The 18,718-nt window shown below is 68.9% G+C and carries 22 protein-coding genes and 1 pseudogene; 14 read left to right on the forward strand and 9 right to left on the reverse strand.

Features of this window, described 5'->3' with window-relative positions; genetic code table 11:
- The first annotated feature begins 1 nt into the window (after nucleotide 1).
- On the forward strand, nucleotides 2-850 hold the full coding sequence (locus tag OG782_RS00995) for a carbohydrate ABC transporter permease (protein ID WP_406447357.1): 849 nt from the start codon (nucleotides 2-4) through the stop codon (nucleotides 848-850).
- A gap of 95 nt (nucleotides 851-945) precedes the next feature.
- Entirely contained in the window at nucleotides 946-1,542 is a 597-nt protein-coding gene (gene thpR / locus OG782_RS01000) for an RNA 2',3'-cyclic phosphodiesterase (protein WP_406447359.1), read from the forward strand.
- Between the two features lie 65 nt (nucleotides 1,543-1,607).
- Here thpR and OG782_RS01005 read toward each other — a convergent pair whose 3' ends face one another.
- From OG782_RS01005 to OG782_RS01015, 3 genes are all read right to left on the reverse strand, one after another.
- On the reverse strand, nucleotides 1,608-1,673 hold the full coding sequence (locus OG782_RS01005; protein ID WP_406458771.1) for a helix-turn-helix domain-containing protein: 66 nt from the start codon (nucleotides 1,671-1,673) through the stop codon (nucleotides 1,608-1,610).
- 350 nt (nucleotides 1,674-2,023) lie between these two features.
- The gene (locus tag OG782_RS01010; RefSeq protein ID WP_406447361.1) at nucleotides 2,024-2,281 is read right to left on the reverse strand and encodes a hypothetical protein; all 258 of its coding nucleotides are present in this window, start codon (nucleotides 2,279-2,281) and stop codon (nucleotides 2,024-2,026) included.
- A gap of 348 nt (nucleotides 2,282-2,629) precedes the next feature.
- Nucleotides 2,630-3,034 (reverse strand): hypothetical protein, encoded by a 405-nt coding sequence (locus tag OG782_RS01015; RefSeq protein WP_406447362.1) that lies wholly within the window; start codon nucleotides 3,032-3,034, stop codon nucleotides 2,630-2,632.
- 168 nt (nucleotides 3,035-3,202) lie between these two features.
- On the opposite strand from OG782_RS01015, the gene sigJ reads away from it, so the two are divergent.
- Nucleotides 3,203-4,153, forward strand: a complete 951-nt coding sequence (sigJ, locus tag OG782_RS01020; RefSeq protein ID WP_406447363.1) for an RNA polymerase sigma factor SigJ — start codon at nucleotides 3,203-3,205, stop codon at nucleotides 4,151-4,153.
- A 388-nt stretch (nucleotides 4,154-4,541) separates the two neighbouring features.
- Nucleotides 4,542-5,825, forward strand: coding sequence for a phosphatase PAP2 family protein (locus OG782_RS01025; RefSeq protein WP_406458773.1), 1,284 nt, complete (start codon nucleotides 4,542-4,544; stop codon nucleotides 5,823-5,825).
- 260 nt (nucleotides 5,826-6,085) lie between these two features.
- Here the strand turns inward: OG782_RS01025 and OG782_RS01030 are convergent.
- Nucleotides 6,086-6,312 (reverse strand): annotated as a pseudogene (locus tag OG782_RS01030) (RNA polymerase subunit sigma-24); the annotation flags it as partial.
- Nucleotides 6,313-6,425: 113 nt separating this feature from the next.
- Between OG782_RS01030 and OG782_RS01035 the strand changes: the two are divergent.
- From OG782_RS01035 to OG782_RS01050, 4 genes are all read left to right on the forward strand, one after another.
- On the forward strand, nucleotides 6,426-7,187 hold the full coding sequence (locus OG782_RS01035) for a maleylpyruvate isomerase family mycothiol-dependent enzyme (RefSeq protein ID WP_406447365.1): 762 nt from the start codon (nucleotides 6,426-6,428) through the stop codon (nucleotides 7,185-7,187).
- 213 nt (nucleotides 7,188-7,400) lie between these two features.
- Nucleotides 7,401-8,039 carry a LysE family translocator gene (locus OG782_RS01040; RefSeq protein ID WP_406458775.1) on the forward strand — a complete coding sequence of 213 codons (639 nt, stop codon included), beginning with the start codon at nucleotides 7,401-7,403 and terminating at the stop codon, nucleotides 8,037-8,039.
- Nucleotides 8,040-8,518: 479 nt separating this feature from the next.
- A complete protein-coding gene (locus OG782_RS01045; RefSeq protein ID WP_406447367.1) occupies nucleotides 8,519-8,902 on the forward strand; it encodes a DUF6234 family protein in 384 nt (127 codons plus the stop codon).
- A gap of 37 nt (nucleotides 8,903-8,939) precedes the next feature.
- Nucleotides 8,940-9,464, forward strand: coding sequence for a GNAT family N-acetyltransferase (locus tag OG782_RS01050; RefSeq protein ID WP_406447369.1), 525 nt, complete (start codon nucleotides 8,940-8,942; stop codon nucleotides 9,462-9,464).
- Between the two features lie 139 nt (nucleotides 9,465-9,603).
- Here OG782_RS01050 and OG782_RS01055 read toward each other — a convergent pair whose 3' ends face one another.
- From OG782_RS01055 to OG782_RS01065, 3 genes are all read right to left on the reverse strand, one after another.
- A complete protein-coding gene (locus OG782_RS01055) occupies nucleotides 9,604-10,206 on the reverse strand; it encodes a dihydrofolate reductase family protein (protein ID WP_406447371.1) in 603 nt (200 codons plus the stop codon).
- Between the two features lies 1 nt (nucleotide 10,207).
- Nucleotides 10,208-11,173, reverse strand: a complete 966-nt coding sequence (locus tag OG782_RS01060) for a metalloregulator ArsR/SmtB family transcription factor (protein ID WP_406447373.1) — start codon at nucleotides 11,171-11,173, stop codon at nucleotides 10,208-10,210.
- Between the two features lie 295 nt (nucleotides 11,174-11,468).
- Nucleotides 11,469-11,891 carry a GFA family protein gene (locus tag OG782_RS01065; protein ID WP_406447375.1) on the reverse strand — a complete coding sequence of 141 codons (423 nt, stop codon included), beginning with the start codon at nucleotides 11,889-11,891 and terminating at the stop codon, nucleotides 11,469-11,471.
- Nucleotides 11,892-12,442: 551 nt separating this feature from the next.
- Between OG782_RS01065 and OG782_RS01070 the strand changes: the two genes are divergently transcribed.
- From OG782_RS01070 to OG782_RS01080, 3 genes are all read left to right on the forward strand, one after another.
- Nucleotides 12,443-12,847 carry a hypothetical protein gene (locus OG782_RS01070; RefSeq protein ID WP_406447377.1) on the forward strand — a complete coding sequence of 135 codons (405 nt, stop codon included), beginning with the start codon at nucleotides 12,443-12,445 and terminating at the stop codon, nucleotides 12,845-12,847.
- Nucleotides 12,844-13,188, forward strand: coding sequence for a hypothetical protein (locus OG782_RS01075; protein ID WP_406447378.1), 345 nt, complete (start codon nucleotides 12,844-12,846; stop codon nucleotides 13,186-13,188). Before OG782_RS01070 ends, OG782_RS01075 begins: the two co-directional genes overlap by 4 nt.
- A gap of 667 nt (nucleotides 13,189-13,855) precedes the next feature.
- Complete coding sequence (locus OG782_RS01080; RefSeq protein WP_406447380.1) at nucleotides 13,856-14,401, forward strand: GNAT family N-acetyltransferase; 546 nt, start codon at nucleotides 13,856-13,858, stop codon at nucleotides 14,399-14,401.
- Between the two features lie 105 nt (nucleotides 14,402-14,506).
- Here the strand turns inward: OG782_RS01080 and OG782_RS01085 are convergent, their stop codons facing one another.
- The gene (locus tag OG782_RS01085; RefSeq protein WP_406447381.1) at nucleotides 14,507-15,139 is read right to left on the reverse strand and encodes a chorismate mutase; all 633 of its coding nucleotides are present in this window, start codon (nucleotides 15,137-15,139) and stop codon (nucleotides 14,507-14,509) included.
- Between the two features lie 335 nt (nucleotides 15,140-15,474).
- On the opposite strand from OG782_RS01085, the gene OG782_RS01090 reads away from it, so the two are divergent.
- Both OG782_RS01090 and OG782_RS01095 read left to right on the forward strand, forming a co-directional pair.
- On the forward strand, nucleotides 15,475-15,762 hold the full coding sequence (locus tag OG782_RS01090; RefSeq protein WP_406447382.1) for a DUF1905 domain-containing protein: 288 nt from the start codon (nucleotides 15,475-15,477) through the stop codon (nucleotides 15,760-15,762).
- 148 nt (nucleotides 15,763-15,910) lie between these two features.
- Nucleotides 15,911-16,402, forward strand: a complete 492-nt coding sequence (locus OG782_RS01095; protein WP_406447384.1) for a DUF6886 family protein — start codon at nucleotides 15,911-15,913, stop codon at nucleotides 16,400-16,402.
- A gap of 143 nt (nucleotides 16,403-16,545) precedes the next feature.
- Here the strand turns inward: OG782_RS01095 and OG782_RS01100 are convergent, their stop codons facing one another.
- The gene (locus tag OG782_RS01100; RefSeq protein ID WP_406447386.1) at nucleotides 16,546-17,040 is read right to left on the reverse strand and encodes a hypothetical protein; all 495 of its coding nucleotides are present in this window, start codon (nucleotides 17,038-17,040) and stop codon (nucleotides 16,546-16,548) included.
- A gap of 714 nt (nucleotides 17,041-17,754) precedes the next feature.
- On the opposite strand from OG782_RS01100, the gene OG782_RS01105 reads away from it, so the two are divergent.
- The gene (locus OG782_RS01105) at nucleotides 17,755-18,660 is read left to right on the forward strand and encodes an NAD-dependent protein deacetylase (RefSeq protein ID WP_406447388.1); all 906 of its coding nucleotides are present in this window, start codon (nucleotides 17,755-17,757) and stop codon (nucleotides 18,658-18,660) included.
- Nucleotides 18,661-18,718: the final 58 nt, after the last annotated feature.

The following is an 18,718-nucleotide window of genomic DNA, read 5'->3' on the forward strand; positions in this document are numbered from 1 at the left end:
GATGAGGAACGACAGGGAGCAGGCCCTGCTCGCACTCGGACGCGCGCTGCGCCTCGTACTGCTCGTGGCGCTCGCGCTGCTCTTCCTGATCCCCTTCTACCTGCTGATACGCAACGGTCTGGCGACCGAGCAGGACATCACCTCCCCGGACTGGACCTTCTTCCCGGCGCGTCTCCAGTGGTCCAACATCACCGAGCTGTTCAACGACCCGGCGGTCCCGATGGCCCGCTCCCTTCTCAACTCGGCACTGATCGCGGTATCCACGACTCTGGGCACGGTGGTGCTGGCATCCCTCGCCGGCTACGGCCTGGCGCGCATCCCGTACCGGTACGCGAACCAGGTCTTCTACGCGATCCTCGGCACGCTGATGGTGCCCGCGGCCGTCACCTTCGTACCGAGCTTCGTGCTGGTCTCCTCCCTCGGGTGGGTCTCCACGCTGCGCGGGCTCATCATCCCGACGGTCTTCTCGGCGTTCGCCTGCTTCATCTTCCGCCAGTACTTCCTGGGCTTCCCGCGGGAGCTGGAGGATGCCGCGAAGGTCGACGGACTGGGCTATTGGCGCACCTTCTGGCGGATCGTCGTGCCCAACTCGCTGCCGGTCTTCGCGGCGGTGTCGACGATCGTCTTCATCGGCGCCTGGAACGCCTTCCTGTGGCCGCTGGTCATCGGCCAGGACAAGTCGGCGTGGACGGTCCAGATCGCGCTGTCCACCTTCACCACCGCCCAAGTGGTCAACGTCCATGAACTGTTCGTGGCGGCGGCGGTGTCGATCCTGCCGCTGTTGCTGGTCTTCCTGCTCCTGCAGCGTCACATCGTGGCGGGTATGGAGCGCTCCGGCATCGACGACTGAACCGGGGGCGTGCCGCGGGTCCGCAGGGCCGATGCGAGTCTGCCGCGCCACCCCGGTCATCGCCTCCACCTCCCGCATGCGGTACGAAGACCGGTGTGAACGAACAGATTCAGCCCGCCACCATTCGCGTGTTCATCGCCCTCGCCCCACCCGACCACGCGAAGGAGGAACTCGCCCGGGAGCTGCGCCCCGCGTACGGCACACACCCTCGGATGCGGTGGAACCGCATCGAGGACTGGCACATCACCCTGGCGTTCCTCGGAGAGCTGCCGGCCGGAACCGTTCCGCTCCTGCGCGCACCGCTCGCCGGTCTCGCAGCGGCGCACCGACCGCCTCGTCTGGCCCTGCGCGGCGGCGGAAGCTTCGACGAACGGGTGCTGTGGAGCGGAATCGACGGGGACCTCGACGAGTTGCACCAGCTGGCTGCCGACGTGCGCACCGCGGTGAGGAACTGCGGCATCACGTTCGAGGAGCGGCCCCTGCGCCCCCACCTGACACTGGCACGTGCCCGTCGGGGCGATCAGACCTCAGCAGCAGAGATCGCCGCAGGGCTCGACGGATTCAGAGGCGGCCCATGGCCTGCCGAACGCCTGCACCTGGTGGGCAGCAACGCGGGCCGCAGCCGTGGACCGATCCACTACCGCGATATCGAGGCCTGGGCCCTCGGCGACGGGAACCGCGCCGGATCCTGAACGAACCGACCGGCGCGGCCGAGCGTCCGGCGTGGACATCGAACCCCGGCCGCACGGGACAGCGCTCAGGCCGGCCCGGCAGGGTCGTGGGTGATCAGGTCTCCCGGCTGGCACCGGAGGGCATCGCAGATTCAACGACGCGCTCTTCTGGCACGCCCTGGAGGACACCACCGGGACCGGTTCGGGGCTCCCGGACCGTCCGCGCACCTGGGACGCGGATCTGTTGCCGTGGTGCCCGCCCGATGACGTACCGCTGATCGCCGGACGGTGGCGGCAGGCAGCGCCCCGACTGGAGCTCCTGCGCGAGCCGTTCAACCGGCACGCAGCGGATTCCAGCGGATGGATCGCCGACTTCCCCGCGTTCGCCGACCTCCTCAACGGCTGGGGAGAGGTCGTCACGCAGGCAGAGCGCCGCGGCCGGGGCATCGTCGGCCTGCGCTGCCGACCGGCCCCCGGCCCCCGCTGCGGGGCGGGGGCGGCCTCAGCGCTGTTCCATGCCGAGCAGGCCACGCTCCCGGGCTTCAGGGACGCATTCGGAAGGGATCGGTTCAGCCGCCAGGTGATCGGCGTACTCGCGTTCCCCGCTCTCGATGAGGTTCAGGATCCAGGTACATTCCCGCTCCTGCCGAGTGGGCGTCCCGTCGGCTTCCGCGGCCCGGGTGGCATAGATGCCGGCGGTGGCGGCCGCCGCGGCCGCCACCGCCGCAGCGGCGCAGGCAATTGCCGTTCCGGTCTTCATGCCCCGGCCACCCGGAGGACGACACGTGTGGCGCCGGTGGCGCAGGACGAGGCGGGGCGGGCCGGCCGTGTGACGGTTCGGCGCCGGTGACACATGGCCATGACGGGTCTCCTGGCGAGTGTTGCTCGCGGGTGTGGTGACTGGGCGGTGCGGCGAACCGCCCACGGTAGTCCCTCAGTTATCGCGTCTCCGTCCGGGAGCGGGCTCTCGCCGATGCGCCGGGCCGTAGCAGGCGCATCGGCCAGGAGGCTGCACGGCCCGGCGTCCGATCGTCACCGAGGGACGGGGCAGCGCGGCTTCAGGTCATGAACACCGGCGAGGGCGGTGGCGACATCGCGTCGCCTGTGGTTACGACCGGGCAGCGGACCGCTTCAGCAAGCGGGTGGACAGCGCCTGGCCGAGCGCCAGGACGCTCAGGCCGAACATCAGGACCCCCAGGGGGACATGGAGCGAGGCCTCGTGCTTGATGCCCAGCACCACCTGAACCGAGGCGAGTACGAGGAAGCCGGACGCGTAAACGATGGGGCGGGGCGTCCCACCGCCCGGCCGCCACGCCAGGATCGCGGCGAGCACGTACAGCATCGAGGCGCCGTACATCACGCGCGCGCCCACGCTGTGCAGGACCTCGCCGTGGGACGAGGACAGGAGCAGTCCGGCGGTGGTCGCCTGGAAGAAGATGGCCAAGGTCTGGAGGGCAATCGCCACCTGCAGGAATGTGCCGCTGCGCTCTTCTGCCGTCGTCCGTGCTGCCATGACGCGGTCCCCACTTCTGCCTCGCGGCGGTTGATCGGTAGTGTCTCGGTACTTCGACGACGTGGGTCCGCGGAATGTGAGGCGAAGCGCCGAACTTCTTTCCCGCAGGCCTCTGCCGAAGTGCCGGCAGCGGAAGCGGACAAGAAGAACGAGGGACCGGTCGCGACCATGAGCACCCCATCCGAACCAGTTCATGACCGGCCCGACCCCGGCCTGAGCGCGGTCGTCGGCGAGCGCCGCAGGCTGATCAATCTCGCCTACCGGCTGCTCGGTTCGCTGGCCGAGGCCGAGGACGCCGTGCAGGAGGCCTACGCCCGCTGGTACGCGATGTCACCTCAGCAGCAGAAGGCCATCGCCTCCCCCGGCGGCTGGCTGACGACGGTGACCAGCCGCATCTGCCTGGACGTGCTCGGCTCGGCGCGGGTCCGGCGCGAGCGCTACGTCGGCCAGTGGATACCCGAGCCGTTGCCCGACCGTTCCGAGTGGATCGGCGGACGGATGGGCGGCGGGCCCGAGCGGGCCGACCCCGCCGACCGCGTCACCCTGGACGAGTCGGTGAACATGGCGTTCCTCGTCGTACTGGAATCGATGACGCCGGCCGAGCGCGTGGCGTTCATCCTGCACGACGTCTTCCGGTACCCCTTCGCCGAAGTCGCCGAGATCGTCGGCCGCACGCCCGCAGCCTGCCGGCAGCTGGCCTCCTCGGCCCGTCACCGCATTCGCGCCGCGCAGGCTCCGGCGGTTCCGACGGTCGGGCAGGCCGGACTGGTGCGGCATTTCAAGGAGGCCTGGGAGGCCAAGGACATCGGGGCCCTCGTCGGCCTCCTCGACCCCGACGCCACGATGATCGCCGACGGCGGCGGCATGGTCGGCGCCGTTCTGCGCCCGGTGGAGGGCAGCGAGCGCATCGCCCAGTACCTGATCCATATCGCTGACAAGGCCCCGGGTCTGGCGCTCCTGGAACGGACGGTCAACGGACTGCCCGGCCTGGTGGCCCAGCACTCCGGCGTCACCGTGACCGTGGCGGCGTTCAGCCTCACCGGCAGCCGTGTCCATCGCATCTGGGCCGTCCGCAACCCGGAGAAGCTCCGCCCGTGGGCCGAGAGCGGACGGAACTGACCCGGCGCACCTCCGGTCCACGAGGATCGCGAGCGGCGAAGGGCGGGGCTGGAGATCCGACCGGGGACGGATCAGCTCGCCGGGCATCGAGCGCTTCCACGACCCGCCCCGCGACGCCGGGCCAACGAGTGGTTCTTGATCGGCTGCCCTTTCGCACCGCCCGACACCAACGAATCCCGCCCGTACCGCTCCGCTAACATGATCGAACTAACGGGCGATAGCCTTCATTGCCCGACCTTCACCGGAAGACCGTGCCATCCGGGACGAAGAGCTACCAATCAAACCAACCTCTACCAAATCGGCCAAACAATTGATATCTAGAGCATCGCGGGTGTTTTCGCGAATAAGCAGCCGAAATACGTTCGCCAACTGGCGTCGACCACGGACGATACTCTGGGCCGCGGCAGCTGTGGTCTCCCTCGGATTCCTTGTCGCGCTGGAGATCGCCGCGCGCCACTACGGCCTGCCGGGACCGATCGTCACCCAGGCGCAAGAAGTGATCGTCGCGCCCCAGTCGGGATTCCTGCTGTACGCCAGCATGGGATTGATGATGGTGGTGCTCACCTGGCGACAGCGATTCATCGCGTTGGGTGTCGCGGTCGGGATCGACCTCATCATCCTGCTGGTGCGCTGGGCGGCCGACGCCGAGGTGACGGATGGCCACCCCTTCGGCAACGGTGCATTGTGGGTGATTCTGGGCGTTACGGTCATCGCGATCACACGACGCACCGGTGGGGAACGGCTCCTGCTGCTGAAGGGCGTCGGCCTGGGCCTGCTGCTGGTGGCCGGCCGGAAGACCGGCGACACCTGGCTGCTCATCACCTCGAAGACCCGCCCGTTGGTGCTCGACCAGTACACGGCAACCGCCGATCACGCACTGGGTAACCCCTCATGGCTGGTAGGGCGGCTCGTCGAGGCCACCGGGCCGATCGGCGACCGCTTTCTCGACTCCGTCTACACCCAGCTCCCGGTGGCCGCCGTCCTCGTCGCCATGTACCAGCTGCGCAACGTGGCAAGCGAGCGCCGCTTCCCGAGCCACCATCTGGTGCGCACCTTCCTGGTGATCGGCCTCCTCGGACCGGCCATCTACATGATCTTCCCGGTGGTCGGACCGATCTTCGCGTACGGTGCCGACGGCGGGCACTGGGCCGTGGCCAACCTGTGGCCGGACACACCGCCGCCGCTCAACGCCCCGCAACACATGCCTTTCGACGAGATCACCCCACGTAACTGCATGCCCAGCCTGCACACGGCGTGGGCCACCGCGATCTTCATCCATTCCCGCAAGGGACCACGAGCCCTGCAGTACGCAGGGGCGTTCTGGTTGATCGCCACCCTCGCTGCCACGCTGGGCTTCGGCTACCACTACGGCGTGGACATCATCGCCGGCGTGGTGTTCACCCTCACGATCGAGGCAGCCACGCGCTCGCTCGCACATGGCTGGGACCGGTCAGGAATCCAACTGGTCTCCTACGGTGCGGTGGTCTTCACCGCGCTCCTGGTGTCGTATCGCTATCTGCCGACGGAGATGGCCGACCATCCGTGGGTGTTCGGGCCGCTACTCATTCTGGCGATGGCATCAGTGATCTACGGCTATGTACGGACCACCGGCCGGTGGGAACCGAAGGCCGCACCGGCACGGCAACCGGAACCGCAACCCGAACTGGTTTGAGTCGCCTTCCTGGGGCCGTGCGCAGCTGAGGCATCACACAGTGGTCTGCCCGACGCGTGCGGGGTACGCGCGACCGACGGGGTCGGCGTACTGGACGGTTCGTTCGCGGCGGCCTCGAAGAGTGGACCTCGGGGCGTCGCGGATGGTGTGGGGCGTTCCCGGTTGACGGGAACGCCCCACACCACCCCCAGGTCAACTCATCTCCCGGCGAACCCGTCGAGGACATCGAGGACATCGAGGACATCGAGGACAAGGATGTGCCGCGCCACGTGCTCCGCTCCCGTGACCGGCTTGGACAGCTGCGGGGCCTTGCCGCCGCCGTCCCCGATGAACTGCACATCGGCAGCCAGCAGATCCTGAAGCCTGCCCACATCACCGTCCTTCAGCGCGTCGAAGAACCGCGCGCCAGCTCCTGCCTCTCCCGACGGCCCGCTTCGAAACGTGGCCACCCGGCTTCCATGTGCCCGATGGCTCGTTCAACGAGCCGGCCAGGAAGGGCATATGGCTACGCCCCGGCTTCCATCAGGTGCTCTGGCGCCCGCAGCTGACGGCCTGGAAAACAGGGTGCACTCGGCTGAGCTGGGGTGATAGGCAAGGGACGTGACAGAGAGTCTTGAGTATTCCGCCCTGCTGCAACTGATCGACGAGCGGTCGGCCGCGTTCCGGAGTGCTGTTGCCTCCGCGTCCAGCCTTGACGCGCCGGTGCCGTCCTGCCCCGAGTGGACGTTGTTCGATCTGGTGCAGCACCTGGGTACGGGCCAGCGCTGGTGGGCCACGATCGTCGCCGCGGGCCCGGCCGAGGCTCCGCCGGCCAAGGATGCCGCAAAGGCGCCGCGCGAGCTCGACGCGCTGCTGGCCTGGTACGCCGAGTCGAACGAGCTGCTGCTGAGTGCGCTGCGCGAGGCCGGCCCGGAGCGCGAGTGCTGGGTGTGGTGGGGCGCCGGCGTGTCGCCGGCGAATGGCTGGGGCGTTGCCCGGCGCCGGGTGCACGAGCTGCTGGTGCACACCTACGACGCCCAGCTCGCCGCAGGCGCCGTGCAGCCGATGCCGGTGGACGTCGCCATCGACGGCGTGGCCGAGTTTCTCGACACCTGCAACTCCACCCCGGCGGCCTGGCCGCATGAGCCCGCCACCATCCACTACCACGCCACCGAGGGCCGCTCCTGGCTCCTCGTGCTGGACGGCACCGGCGCCTGGCCCGCACCCCTCACGGACGACGCCGCGCCCGCCTCCGCTTCGGCCACGGGCACGGCAGAGCAGCTGCTCCTCTTCGTCTGGGGCCGCCTCACGCTGAGCGACCTGAAGACCGAGGGCGATAAGCAGGTGTTCGAGCAGCTGATCGCCTGGGAGCCCGAGGAGTAGCCGGTCAGTCCCGCCGCTGGACGGCGGCTGGTGGGCGGAGCTCCCCGTCACCGCGGTCATCGCAGCTGTAGCGGTCGGGGCACTTCAGGGCGAGAAGTTCTGACTCGAGTCCGACGCGGAAGACTGCCTGCAACGTCGGTTGCCGCGCGGGGTCCTCATTCGATTCGGATAAGGACTGCGGACGGGAACAATCACCGTGCTTACATGGACTTCATGATGTCCACCGACCGACTGCTGGCCTTCGCGGCCATGTCGTTTCTGCTGATCGTGATTCCCGGCCCCAGCGTGCTCTTCGTGATCGGCCGGGCACTGGCGCAGGGGCGACGTGCCGCGCTGACCTCGGTCGTGGGGAACACGCTCGGAGCGTACGTTCTCGTGGTCGCCGTGGCCCTTGGCGTGGGCGCCGTGGTCGAACGGTCGGTCCTCGTCTTCACGGTACTGAAGCTCGTAGGCGCCGCGTATCTGGTGTATCTGGGCATCAAGGCGGTGCGTCAGCGCCGGTCCCTGCATGCCGCGTTCACCGGTGACGGTCCCACACATGGCGGCCTGCGCACCTTGTGGGAGGGGTTCGCGGTCGGCGTTGCCAACCCCAAGACCATCGTGTTCTTCGCCGCCGTACTGCCTCAGTTCGTCGACCATCGCCAGGGGCACGTCGCGCTGCAAATGCTGCTTCTCGGCCTCGTCTTCAATGTCATTGCGGTGGCCTCCGACAGTGTGTGGGGATTGGTGGCGGCCACGACGCGGAGCTGGTTCGCCCGTTCGCCACAACGCCTCGCTCTCGTCGGCGGCGCGGGTGGACTCACGATGATCGGCCTCGGCGTCACCGTCGCCGCGACAGGCCGCAAGGACTGACCTCCTCGCGAGCCGCGTTTCGGAGTGCCAGTCCAGCGGTGACGGGCTCCGGCCGTGCAGCGGCCATCTCGTCGTACATCCCGCGGTAGGCGACCGGGGCGGACAGGTCGGTCCGAGGAAGCAAGGGGATGAATGGTTCGAGTTCGGGATCGACAGTGGTCATCCTCGGGGCCGGCTGCCGTCGGGATCATCCGCCAACTGTCGGGCGTCCGACCCCGATTGCGCATCGGTCGGCACTCCTGAACCCCTCCAGAGGGCCCGTCCGACGGACAACTCCATCTATTTCATTGCCCGTTGAAGACCTCCATCCGCCTAGGTATCGACGCGATCTCCCCAAGTGGAGTGCGCGTACTCATGCGCCCACTGCGGCCGGCCCGCAAAGTTTGTCCATGACGTACGCACTTCCGGAGCATCCATCCCGGCGCAGGTGGCCCTGGTCGCACAGAACGTCTCGCGCCGGGGACATCAGCAGCGGCCTCATGCTGCTCATGGTCGAGGTCGCCGTATTCCTGTGGGTGGAGTTCGGGTACGGCATGGAGGTGTGGGCCGCACAGAACGACCAGGCCCGGATCCAGGAAGCAGAACTCGAACAACTCACCTGGATGGGCCATTTCCTCATCGTAGTGATCGTGGTCGCCGGGCTCGCGATCGTGTGCCGCGCACCCGGGACACTGCTGTCACAGCTCCTGGCCACCGGAGCGGTGGCCGTACTGCTCGTGCTCGCGCAGCACAGCCATGACCGCAGCCATCCAGGCCCCCGCCTGCCCCGAGCGCAGGCTGCTCGCCCTGCTACAGCGGCAGCGGAACGTGCAACTGAGCCGCTCCTCCCATCGGTCGATGCGCTCTCCCGTCTCGCGGCATGAGGACACCGGGCCGGATGCCCGTGCGAGGATCACTTGCGTGAACGATCTCCATTTCCACCTCGCCGACGACACCGACCTTTCCCGCGTCGTACGCCTTCGGGACGACGCCGCCCGCTGGATGCACGCCCAGGGCGTCACCGGCCAGTGGCAACCCGGTGAACTGACCGAGGACCACTTCCGCCGGATCATGAAGCACGGGGAAGTCTGGATCGCCAAGGCCGACGGCCGTGTGCTCGGGGCCTGGGAGCTGTGGTGGCGTGACGAGGATGCCTGGGGGCTCCAGCAACCGGTGGCCGGCTATGTGCACCGGCTGATGGTGGACCATGCCGCCGCCCCGCCGGGGACGGGGCGCCGGCTTCTGCGAGCTGCGGAGCGCCGCGTTGCCGATGCAGGCCGAGCGCTGGTCCGCCTGGACTGCCTGGCCGACAACGTGCGTCTGCGCGCGTACTACCTCGATGCCGGTTATGAGGTCGTGGGCCACAAGGAGGGGAAGCCGCAGCCGGACGGCAGGGTCAAGGCCTTCACGCTCCTCGAGAAGTCCGTGACGGACGACGAGCAGTAAACCGCATCCGGCCACGCCCCGGCTCTCAGCAGGAGCAACTGCTCGGCGGGACGCGGCGACTGACGGGATCGGCCGTCTCCAGAAGCGGACGGGGTTCGCCGGGCTCGGTCCGCGTGCACCGAGCCGCCGAGCCACCGAGTCAGCGCACTCGGTCGTAGACGAGAGCCAACGTGCCGTGCTCGCCCGCGGTCTGGCCTGCGAGCGCCCACTGCCCCGCGGGCAGGCCGTCGTCGAACAGGCGCGGCCCGCCGCCGAGGAAGACGGGAAAGACGGTCAGCGCCAGCCGGTCGACCTTGTCGGCCGCCAGCAGTGCCTTGATGATGCTCGCGCTGTTGAGCACAAGGATGTCGCCTCCCTCGGTGGCCTTGAGGTCCGCGACCACCTCGGCGGCCGGCTTGTCGACGATCGTCGTCCGCTCCCACGGCGACTCACCCAGGGTGGATGACAGGACCACCTTCTCTGTGTCGATGAGCCACTTCGCGAAGCCCTCGTCGCGCGGATCCACGCCCTCCGCGCCGATGACGGTAGGCCAGAAACCGAGGAATCCCTCGGCGTTGACCCGCCCGAGCATGGCAGTTGTCGCCGATTCCAGAAGGCCGGTCATGTGGTCCCGGGCGACGTCCGTGTGGGCGTACGGCATCACCCAGCCGTTGTCCTCGGGATCGCGCGGCCCGGCGTAGTGGCCGTCGAGGGAAAGGCTCATGTTGATGACGACCCTGCGGCCGCCGGTCTGCTCCGTCATTTCATTTGCTCCTTGTGTCGATGTCGTACTCAGGGGTGTCCGTGTCGTCATCGGTGCCGTCGACGCTGTTGGCGTCGTGGGTGTCCGTGTTCCCGTCCGCTTCCGCTTCCGCTTCCGCTTCCGCTTCCGCTTCCGCGATGAGGGTCGCCGCGAGCCTGTCGAGGCTCTGCCCGAAGCCGATCTCGATGCCGGCGATGAAGTCCGCGGAGTCGACCGTGCTGTCGGTGATCCGCCACCGGACGTCGAGTTCCGTGCCGGTGCCGGTGCCGGTGCCGGTGCCCGTGCCGGTGGGCCGCAGGCCCAGATCGACGTGGGCGGTGAAGGCGAGGCCGCCGTCCGGAAGGAGTGGGGAGAGCCGGTAGGTCAGGTGCTCACCGGGGCGTACGTCGTCAACGACTCCCTCCGCGCGTCCGGCGACAAGACCGGAGCCATCCGCATCCTCCGCATCGCGGTACTCCTGGACGATCCGCCCACCCGGCCGCGCCTCGAAGACGAGCTCGGAGACACGGAGGTCGTCGGGCGTCCACCATCGGACGAGAAACGAGGCCTCGGTCAGGTAGCGCCACACCAGCTCGGGGCGCCCCGTCAGGGACCGGAGAAACGTGAACGAGCGGCCGTCGGCCCACCCCGGCTCCTCCGCGGAGAGCCGCTCCGCATGGAGACTGAGTCCATACCGGTCGTAGGTCGTCTGCGGGCCACCGGACCGGTCCGCGATGTCCGCGAGCCCGCAGAGTGCCGATGCAAGGTCCCGCAACGGTGCCGGCCGGAGTGCGTAGATACGGCGCTGACCGCTGCGGTGAGAGGTGACGACACCGGCACGCTCGAGGGCCTGCAGATGCTTGGTCGTCTGCGGCTGGCGCGCCTCGGCGAGCTCGGCGAGGACGCCGACCGAGCGGGGCCGCTCGGCCAGCAGACTCACGAGCCGCCAGCGGGCCGGGTCGGCCAGAGCAGTGAGGAGTGCATCCATGGAGGTAACTATTCTCCATGACGAATATTCGTGTCAAGGAATTCTTTGTGATCGCCCCGGCTCCGTAGAGGCCATCAGGGCAGGCGCAGGAAGTCGACGAGCGTGGCGATGCCGGCCAGCATCGGGCGCGACATCGGGAAGGCAGGCAACGGACCGTGCGCGGCCGAGGTGACAAACCGGCGTGAAGACATGCTCGGGCGGCGCTTCCCCCGAGCTCCGACGGAATGCACCTCGGCAGACGCACTGCCACCGTGCCGAACCGTTCGGTGTCGAGCGGGAAGCGGCTCCGGCAGCGTTACGGGCAAGGAGGACAGGGGGCCAGAGTGACCGACATCCACGGCACCGCGGCCTGACGGTAACTGTGACCGACGGGTTCCAGGCCGCCCTGCTCCTTGAGGCTGAAGGTTGTCACCATGATCATTTCGGAGTCCTCCGCAAGGGAGACAAGGTGGCTCCCGCAACGCGGGCAGAATCCGCGATGCAGAGTCGGCCAGCTCGCATACCAGACGGGCCGACCTCCGGGACCCGTCCAGGTCAGCGCTTCCTTACGGAATCCGACCCAGGTCATCGCCGGCCCTCCGGAGAGAAGCGTGCAGTGCTCGCAGGAGCACAGGTGGGGGTCGTCCGGAATGCCGGTGACCTCGTAAAGGATGTCACCGCACTGGCAGCCACCCGCCCGTGGTTCGGATGCAGAGGTCGATCCAGTCAATTCGAACATCTCCCTTGATGCACAAGGTGGTCGGGGGCTCCAGTGTGCTGTGGGGCCAGGGCTCCAGGCCCCGCGGACGAGGTCATATTCACTCGTCGCGGTGAACGGCCTCGCACCGAGGACGGCCTGTTCTCCTCACCGCAGGAGGACGGGGTGGGTTCACCTTCACGGCCGCCGGAAGCACTGCAGATCCGGCAAGCAGTCAATCGGCCGAGAGCGGCGGCATCGGCGATTGTGGCGAGCAAGGCGAGTGCGCCCCCTGGTTCGCCCCCCGGATCCGCCACAGGGAAGCGGCGCCGTCCCGCCCGCTCCGCGCTGTCGCCATGAGCGCCGCCCGGGTCGCCCACACGCCTCGTCCGTACCGAACGCACACGAAGGCCTCATGGGGGGAGCGGTCGGCGAGGGCCGCGGCATACAACCAAACTCTCTTGATATTTGCATACGCAACACTGTAGTTTCCTCAAGCGAAGCCAACGGGGGGTCAATCTCCCTATTCTGCTGGGAGATGGGGGATTGTCGTGTCTCGTTCACTGATTGCGGTTCGCACCCGAGAAGCATCGGTGGTTGGCGAGCCAGGAGGTCGGGATGCAGCCGACACCCTGCGGAGCCGGACAGTTTCACCGTGGCCGTCCGGCGTCCGCCACACCGCCCGGCACCACACACTCGTCCACCTCACCGGCGACTTCGACAACACGTCGCTTCAGGTCATCCAGGAACTCTTCCCCTGGCGGTACGTCACCCGCTGCGAGTCCGAGATCGTCGTCTGGCCGCTCGGCACGACATGGGTCTCCCATCACCCCGCGGCCACCGTTCTCCGCGGCCGCTTCGACGTACGGGACCTCGAGGCCGTCCAGGCCGCCCACCCCGGTCGGGCCGTCAGCCACGACGGCGACCTGATCACCGTCTGGCCCCTGCTCCCCACCGGCACCGGCCGGCAGGCCAGTCCCGAAGAGGAAGCCCGATGACCGCGGCATCGCGCCGGTGCATCGTGCTCGCCGTGGGTCTGGCGGCGCTCCTGCCGGCCGCAGCACCGGCAGTGGCGGCCTCAGGTGCGGCGGACGCGCCCCCACGGATCGAGACCGTACTGGACGTCTCCGGCTCGATGGCGGCGAAGGACGCCGGCGGTCGGACGCGGCTGGACGCCGCCAGATCGGCAGTCGGCGCCCTTTTCGACGGCACCCCCGACGGCACCGCGATGGGACTGCGCGGGTACGGCGCCCAGTACGCGGGCACCGACATGAGCCGCGGTTGCAAGGACCCCACGTTTCCCGGACTACCCGGGCGACGCTGTTCAACACCCCTGTGACGACGGCGCTCGCCGCGCTTCTCGGTGCCGCCGTGGCCCTTCTCACCCGCGCGGTCATCCGCCGCAGAAGGGGAATCTGACCCATGACACGGGTCATCCGCCGTACAGCCTCCTCCGTACTGTGTCTCGCGACGTTGTTCGGCGCGGCCGCATGGGGCACAGCCACCCATGCGGCCGGCGGACCGGCGGGCGGGCATTCCTTCAACACCGGTCCGCAGATCCGGAACGGGGCTCACCTCGAACAGGAGCTGACGGTAGGCGACTTCGAGTTCTGGAGGATCACCCTCAAGCACGGGCAGCGGCTCATGGTCCAGGCGTCGGTCGAAGTCCCCGGCGGCTACGACCCCGGCGCCTCCCCTCCACTACGAACGGATCGGTGTGCGGATCTACGACACCGTGCGACAGCCGGTTCTCTGCGACGGATCGGACGGTACGGAAATGATCTACGCAGGGCATGCGACCGCGAGAAGTGGGGGCCGGTTCAGCGCGGGCGCAGACAATTGCCCGGACGGGCCCGGACAGTTCTCTGGAGGGCGTCAGCGGGCCTGCCTGGAAGAGGGAAGGTGAACGACGCCAACTCCCGGTAGCCGGAGTCCTTTCACACCATCGGCGCCAGGACGTCCTCGACTCCCACGGACAGACCGCAGAAGCATGATTGGCTCATGGGATGGACATCAGATCGACGGGTGCATCTCCGTCAATCAGTGCGCGGATCAGACGCTTCCACAACGACGACTCGGTGGAGCAGCTGACCAGTCTGCCACACCGTGCCTACGCGGACCATGCCGCGGCAGGGCGGGTCTTCTTCGCCTCCTACCAGACGCCCCAGGACACCCGCCACCGTCTGAGCAAGGGCGAGTGCTGGGTCGCCACGGAGGAGGACACCATCGTAGGGACCGTCACGGTGTCGGCACCGCACACCGCTCCGGCGGGATACCCGGGCCCGGCCGGTGGGGGTTCGTTCTGGCAGCTCGCCGTCGACCCGTCGCAACGAGGCACAGGCCTCGGGCACCGGCTGCTGGCGCTGGCGGAGTCACGTATCGCCGCGCTGGGATCGGAGCAGGTCGTGATCGATACCTCCTCGCACGCGACGGAGCTCGTCAGCTGGTACCGCCGTCGCGGCTACGCACCGATGGGAACGTGGCGGTGGGACGTCACCAACTACGACAGCGTCGTCCTCGTGAAGGATCTCCCCTCAGCCGCACCGTCGTGATCCCCGGTCAGCACCTGCCCGGCCGGCGCGGCGCCGTCGGCGGCGCTCACGGTTCCGAAGGACCGAGGAACAGACCCTGCGTCCCGCGCACGGTCTCGTCCTGCTTCAGCGGTTGCTCGCGGTGAGGGCCCGCCCGCAGACGGAACGCAGTGCGTGGGCCAGCGCCGTCGCATGGAGGTGATCGAGAAGCCGGTGGGCCCGTAGGTGTGCCTGAGCAACGGCAAGGGCGCCATCACACCACGGAGCCGCGCGGCCCCTCCCGGACCCGGCGATCGCACGGATCAGGCCGGCATTGACTCGGTTGATCTCCTTGCGTACGTCCGCGAGGTCCGGGCGGCCCGCCGGTGCGCTGATGGGGTCCAGGCGCCAGCGGCGGTGCAGTGCGCGCTGTACCCGCTTGTTCGCCTCGATCTGGTCCCGGAAGATCCGCACGGTCGCATCGGGGTCGGTTCCCGCTTCGCGCGCCTGCCTCGCCGCGGTGTCGAGGACCTGCTGCTCTCGGTCCGGGTCGTCGATGGGGCTGCCGGTCCCCCACTTGGCAGCGGCCACGAGACCGGCCGTGGCCAGCCGCTGGGCCGAGAGATCGGCGAGCGGGTACAACCCGGCGTAGCCGCCGTCGTACGCACCGGCCGCGGGAGCCCGCGGTGACGGCCCGGCGGCCGCTGCCGGAACGCTGAAGAGAGCGGCCATGAGCGCACCGGCGGTCAGGAAGCGGGTGGCGTGAACGGTCGGCCGCACGGACCCGATCGTACGGTCCGGCCGGACGCCGGGCGTCGAACCTCGAGCCGCGTCAGGGAGTGTCTTCTCGTGCGCCGGGCGACGTCCCCGCTTCGACCGGGCCGTCTGCCCTGCGCCCTCGTCGCCCTGGTTCACCGCGCTGTCCTCACCGGTCTGCCGAGGGAGAACGGAAGGTTCGCGGCGGGACCGATCAAGCCTGTTCAGGTCATGACGTCCGCCCGCCGGACTGCCAGTTGTGCACCTCGGTCCCGGTGTACGTTCGTCGGGAACAACCACCAGGGCACAGCAGGTACGCTGCCCAGGATCTGACCCTCCCCAATGAGCGGATTGCCCCTGTGAAAGTCGTGTTCACCGGCCGCGTGATCGAATGGCGTGGACCTTCGCCCTTCTACTTCGCAGCCGTTCCGGAGGAACAGGCCGCCGACATCCGCGAGGTGGCGGCACTGGCCACGTACGGCTGGGGTGCAGTCCCAGTCGAGGCGCACGTCGACGAGATCGCCTTCACCACGTCGCTCTTCCCCAAGGACGGCGGCTATCTCCTGCCGCTCCGGAACGCGGTACGCAAGCCGCTGGGTCTCTCGGCGGGGGACGATGTGACCGTGAAGCTGACCGTCCGGGTCTGACACCGCTGCCACGCCCCGGCATTCATCTCGCGCAGGGGTCCTGCCCAGCCCGGCCGGGTCGATCCGGTGGCCGGTCAACGGTAGAACGGGGGCTATGCGCCCACAACCAGGAGAAGTTCTGCACTTCTCGGAAGATCCCACGATCACCGTGTTCCGTCCGCACGTAGCTGCCACCGCCAAGCAGGCAGAGGCCTACGTCTGGGCCGTCGACGCTGTCCAGGCGCCGGCCTACTGGTTCCCCCGCCAGTGCCCGCGCGCGATGGCGTGGGCCGCGGCGGACACGACCGAGACGGACCGGGAACACGTCCTCGGTCCGGGCGGCGGTGAGCGAGTCCACGTGATCGAGTACGACTGGCTGAAGCGGTTCCTGAGCGTCGAACTGTTCGCCTACCGCCTGTCCGCCGATTCCTTCCGGCCCTTCGGCCGCCCGGTGCCGCACGCCTTCGTTGCGACCGAGCCCGTTGAACCGCTGGCTCCGGCACAGCCCGTCGGCGATCTGCTCCGGATCCACCAGGAGGCCGGAATCCAGCTGCGCGTACTCGACAGCCTCTGGGAACTCTGGGACACGGTGATCGCCAGCACGCTGGAGTTCAGCGGCATCCGGCTACGGAACGCGAGAGCCAGGCCCGACGGGTCCTGACATGCTGCCCGGTCGAGGCCGGCCGTCCCGCCCCCGCCGGCGGTCTCGTCGCCCGTCGCCCGTCGCCCGTCGCCCGTCGCCCGTCACGATCGCCGGCCTACCCCGTCCCGGGCTTGTCCACCGGGCTCCCGGCCACCCACCTGTCACCGCCGACGGAGCAGCCGTCCCTGTTCCTGCTTCAGTCCGGCGAATCCGTGCCGTGCGTATGCGGCTATCTCCTCGCTGGGGAAAGACACCACGGAGAGGTGCTCTTCGTAACTTCCCTGTGCCCATCGGGCGGCTGTGATCTCGTAGCCCGAAACGTTTGCGCACAACTGCAGGAGGATCGGAGGCATGTCGGCGCCGATCAGGAGGTCGGCGTGCTTGATGACGAGGTCGCGCATCGCCTGGATATTCGGCAGGAAGACGGTTGTGACCCACAGTCGCCACTCGGCGAGTTCCTCGTCGGAGGGCGGGACCGCATGCACGAATGGTGACCTGCCGTCAGAGCGGGAGTTGCGCTCCAGGAATGCGTTGAAGATACGGCTGTTGGCTTCCGTGAGGGCGAACAGCGGCCCGTAGAAGTCGCTGAGTTGACGGTTGGTACGCGCGAGCCGTTCTTGGCGCTGCGACAGGCGCAGACCATTGAGATAGACCATCGGCGATCGCGTCCCAGAACGCCGCCTCGATGTGACGCTGGTACTTCGGATGTCCCGGAGACCTCAACTTCGGGCGCACCGCCCGATCGGCTGCCTGCTGACGACGAACCATCCCACACCTCGCTGGTCACGAGGTGTTGCGACGACCGCTTGAATCCGCCTAGGTAGCCACAATGCCGATGAAGGTCAATGCAATGGTGATAGCTGCCGTGGTCATGAGGCGATGCTAGAGCGTGAGATTCGATGAGGAGTGAGCCGGTCGCCGAGGCATCCCTCGCCGCGGCACGGATCCTGGTCGCGACCAGTCGGCCACCGGGCTCCCCGAACTGGCCAGGTCCCTAATGGGGTTCGGATGGCGCATCGATCGGGCAAGGCCCTCGGCCCGTATCCCGTACTTCGAGGAGGCCGCGGAGAATCTCGCTCTCGAGCGTCGGCGCACCGGCGCCCGTCCGAGCAGCGGCCCCCGGCGCCTGATCCGGGCTCTGACCGATCAGGCCGTAGGGCACCTGACCACCGGCTCGAACTCGGTGGCGGGTGACATCCTCCGTGAAGCGCGCGACCTCTGCGCAGCCGAGGGAGGCCGCACGGCCTGACCGGTCTCCGTCCATGATCTGGATACGCGACCAGAGGTGCCCGACCGGCGCCGGATGCCGGGAATCCCGCCCACGGCGAGCTTCGGACAGGCTCCGGCGCTCTGTTTCGTACCCTGGAGGCATGCGCATGCGTCCCACTCTGAGCTGGACCCCGGCAGAGGACCTGCCGCCGGGCACCACGGATCTGCAACCGGTCACCGAAGCGCTGGGCACCGGCGGGGTGCTGGTGCTCAGTGGGGCGGGCCTCTCCACGGAGTCGGGCATCCCCGATTACCGGGGCGAGGGCGGGAGCCTGAGCCGGCACACGCCGATGACGTACCAGGACTTCACCGCCGGTGCCCAGGCCCGGCGCCGGTACTGGGCGCGCAGCCACCTCGGCTGGCGCACCTTCCGCCACGCCCTGCCCAACGCCGGGCACCGGGCCGTGGCCGCGTTCGGCCGGCACGGCCTGCTGTCGGGTGTGATCACTCAGAACGTCGACGGTCTGCACCAGGCCGCGGGCAGCGAGGAGGTCGTGGACCTTCACGGCAGCCTGGAGCGGGTCGTCTGCCTCTCCTGCGGTGCCTTCAGCCCGCGCCGCGAACTCGCCCAGCGGCTCGAGGAGGCCAATGCGGGCTTCGGACCGGTGGCGGCCGCGATCAACCCGGACGGTGACGCCGACCTCACCGACGAACAGGTCGGGGACTTCCGCGTGGTGTCGTGCGAGGTCTGCGACGGCGTGCTCAAGCCGGACGTGGTGTTCTTCGGCGAAGCCGTGCCCCCGCAGCGGGTCGAGCACTGCCGCGAGCTCGTCCGCGAGGCGGCCTCGCTCCTGGTCCTGGGCTCCTCGCTGACGGTGATGTCCGGGCTCCGGTTCGTCCGCCAGGCGGCCCAGGCCGGAAAGCCGGTACTGATCGTCAACCGGGACCCGACGCGGGGCGACCACCACGCCGTCACCCGCATCGCTGTTCCGCTCGGAGCAGCCCTCACCACGGTGGCGGCCCGGCTGGGTGTCGTGGTGGACGACGAGGCGGCGGGGCCCGGGTGAGGCGGTGAGAGCCCGCCCCCGACGGCCGCGCGCGCTTCACGCGTGCGCGGACCTGCTG

It is taken from the genome of Streptomyces sp. NBC_00876 (assembly GCF_045207435.1).
GTDB lineage: Bacteria > Actinomycetota > Actinomycetes > Streptomycetales > Streptomycetaceae > Streptomyces.

Excerpts from the sequence above, each read along its gene's own strand:
- OG782_RS01045 (WP_406447367.1), top strand. The coding sequence starts at position 8,519 with ATGCTGCTCATGGTCGAGGTCGCCGTATTCCTGTGGGTGGAGTTCGGG.
- OG782_RS01040 (WP_406458775.1), top strand. The coding sequence starts at position 7,401 with ATGATGTCCACCGACCGACTGCTGGCCTTCGCGGCCATGTCGTTTCTG.
- OG782_RS01015 (WP_406447362.1), bottom strand. The coding sequence starts at position 3,034 with ATGGCAGCACGGACGACGGCAGAAGAGCGCAGCGGCACATTCCTGCAG.
- OG782_RS01100 (WP_406447386.1), bottom strand. The coding sequence starts at position 17,040 with ATGGTCTATCTCAATGGTCTGCGCCTGTCGCAGCGCCAAGAACGGCTC.
- OG782_RS01010 (WP_406447361.1), bottom strand. The coding sequence starts at position 2,281 with ATGAAGACCGGAACGGCAATTGCCTGCGCCGCTGCGGCGGTGGCGGCC.
- OG782_RS01075 (WP_406447378.1), top strand. The coding sequence starts at position 12,844 with ATGACCGCGGCATCGCGCCGGTGCATCGTGCTCGCCGTGGGTCTGGCG.
- OG782_RS01105 (WP_406447388.1), top strand. The coding sequence starts at position 17,755 with ATGCGCATGCGTCCCACTCTGAGCTGGACCCCGGCAGAGGACCTGCCG.
- OG782_RS00995 (WP_406447357.1), top strand. The coding sequence starts at position 2 with ATGAGGAACGACAGGGAGCAGGCCCTGCTCGCACTCGGACGCGCGCTG.
- sigJ (WP_406447363.1), top strand. The coding sequence starts at position 3,203 with ATGAGCACCCCATCCGAACCAGTTCATGACCGGCCCGACCCCGGCCTG.
- OG782_RS01080 (WP_406447380.1), top strand. The coding sequence starts at position 13,856 with ATGGACATCAGATCGACGGGTGCATCTCCGTCAATCAGTGCGCGGATC.
- OG782_RS01065 (WP_406447375.1), bottom strand. The coding sequence starts at position 11,891 with ATGTTCGAATTGACTGGATCGACCTCTGCATCCGAACCACGGGCGGGT.
- OG782_RS01055 (WP_406447371.1), bottom strand. The coding sequence starts at position 10,206 with ATGACGGAGCAGACCGGCGGCCGCAGGGTCGTCATCAACATGAGCCTT.
- OG782_RS01060 (WP_406447373.1), bottom strand. The coding sequence starts at position 11,173 with ATGGATGCACTCCTCACTGCTCTGGCCGACCCGGCCCGCTGGCGGCTC.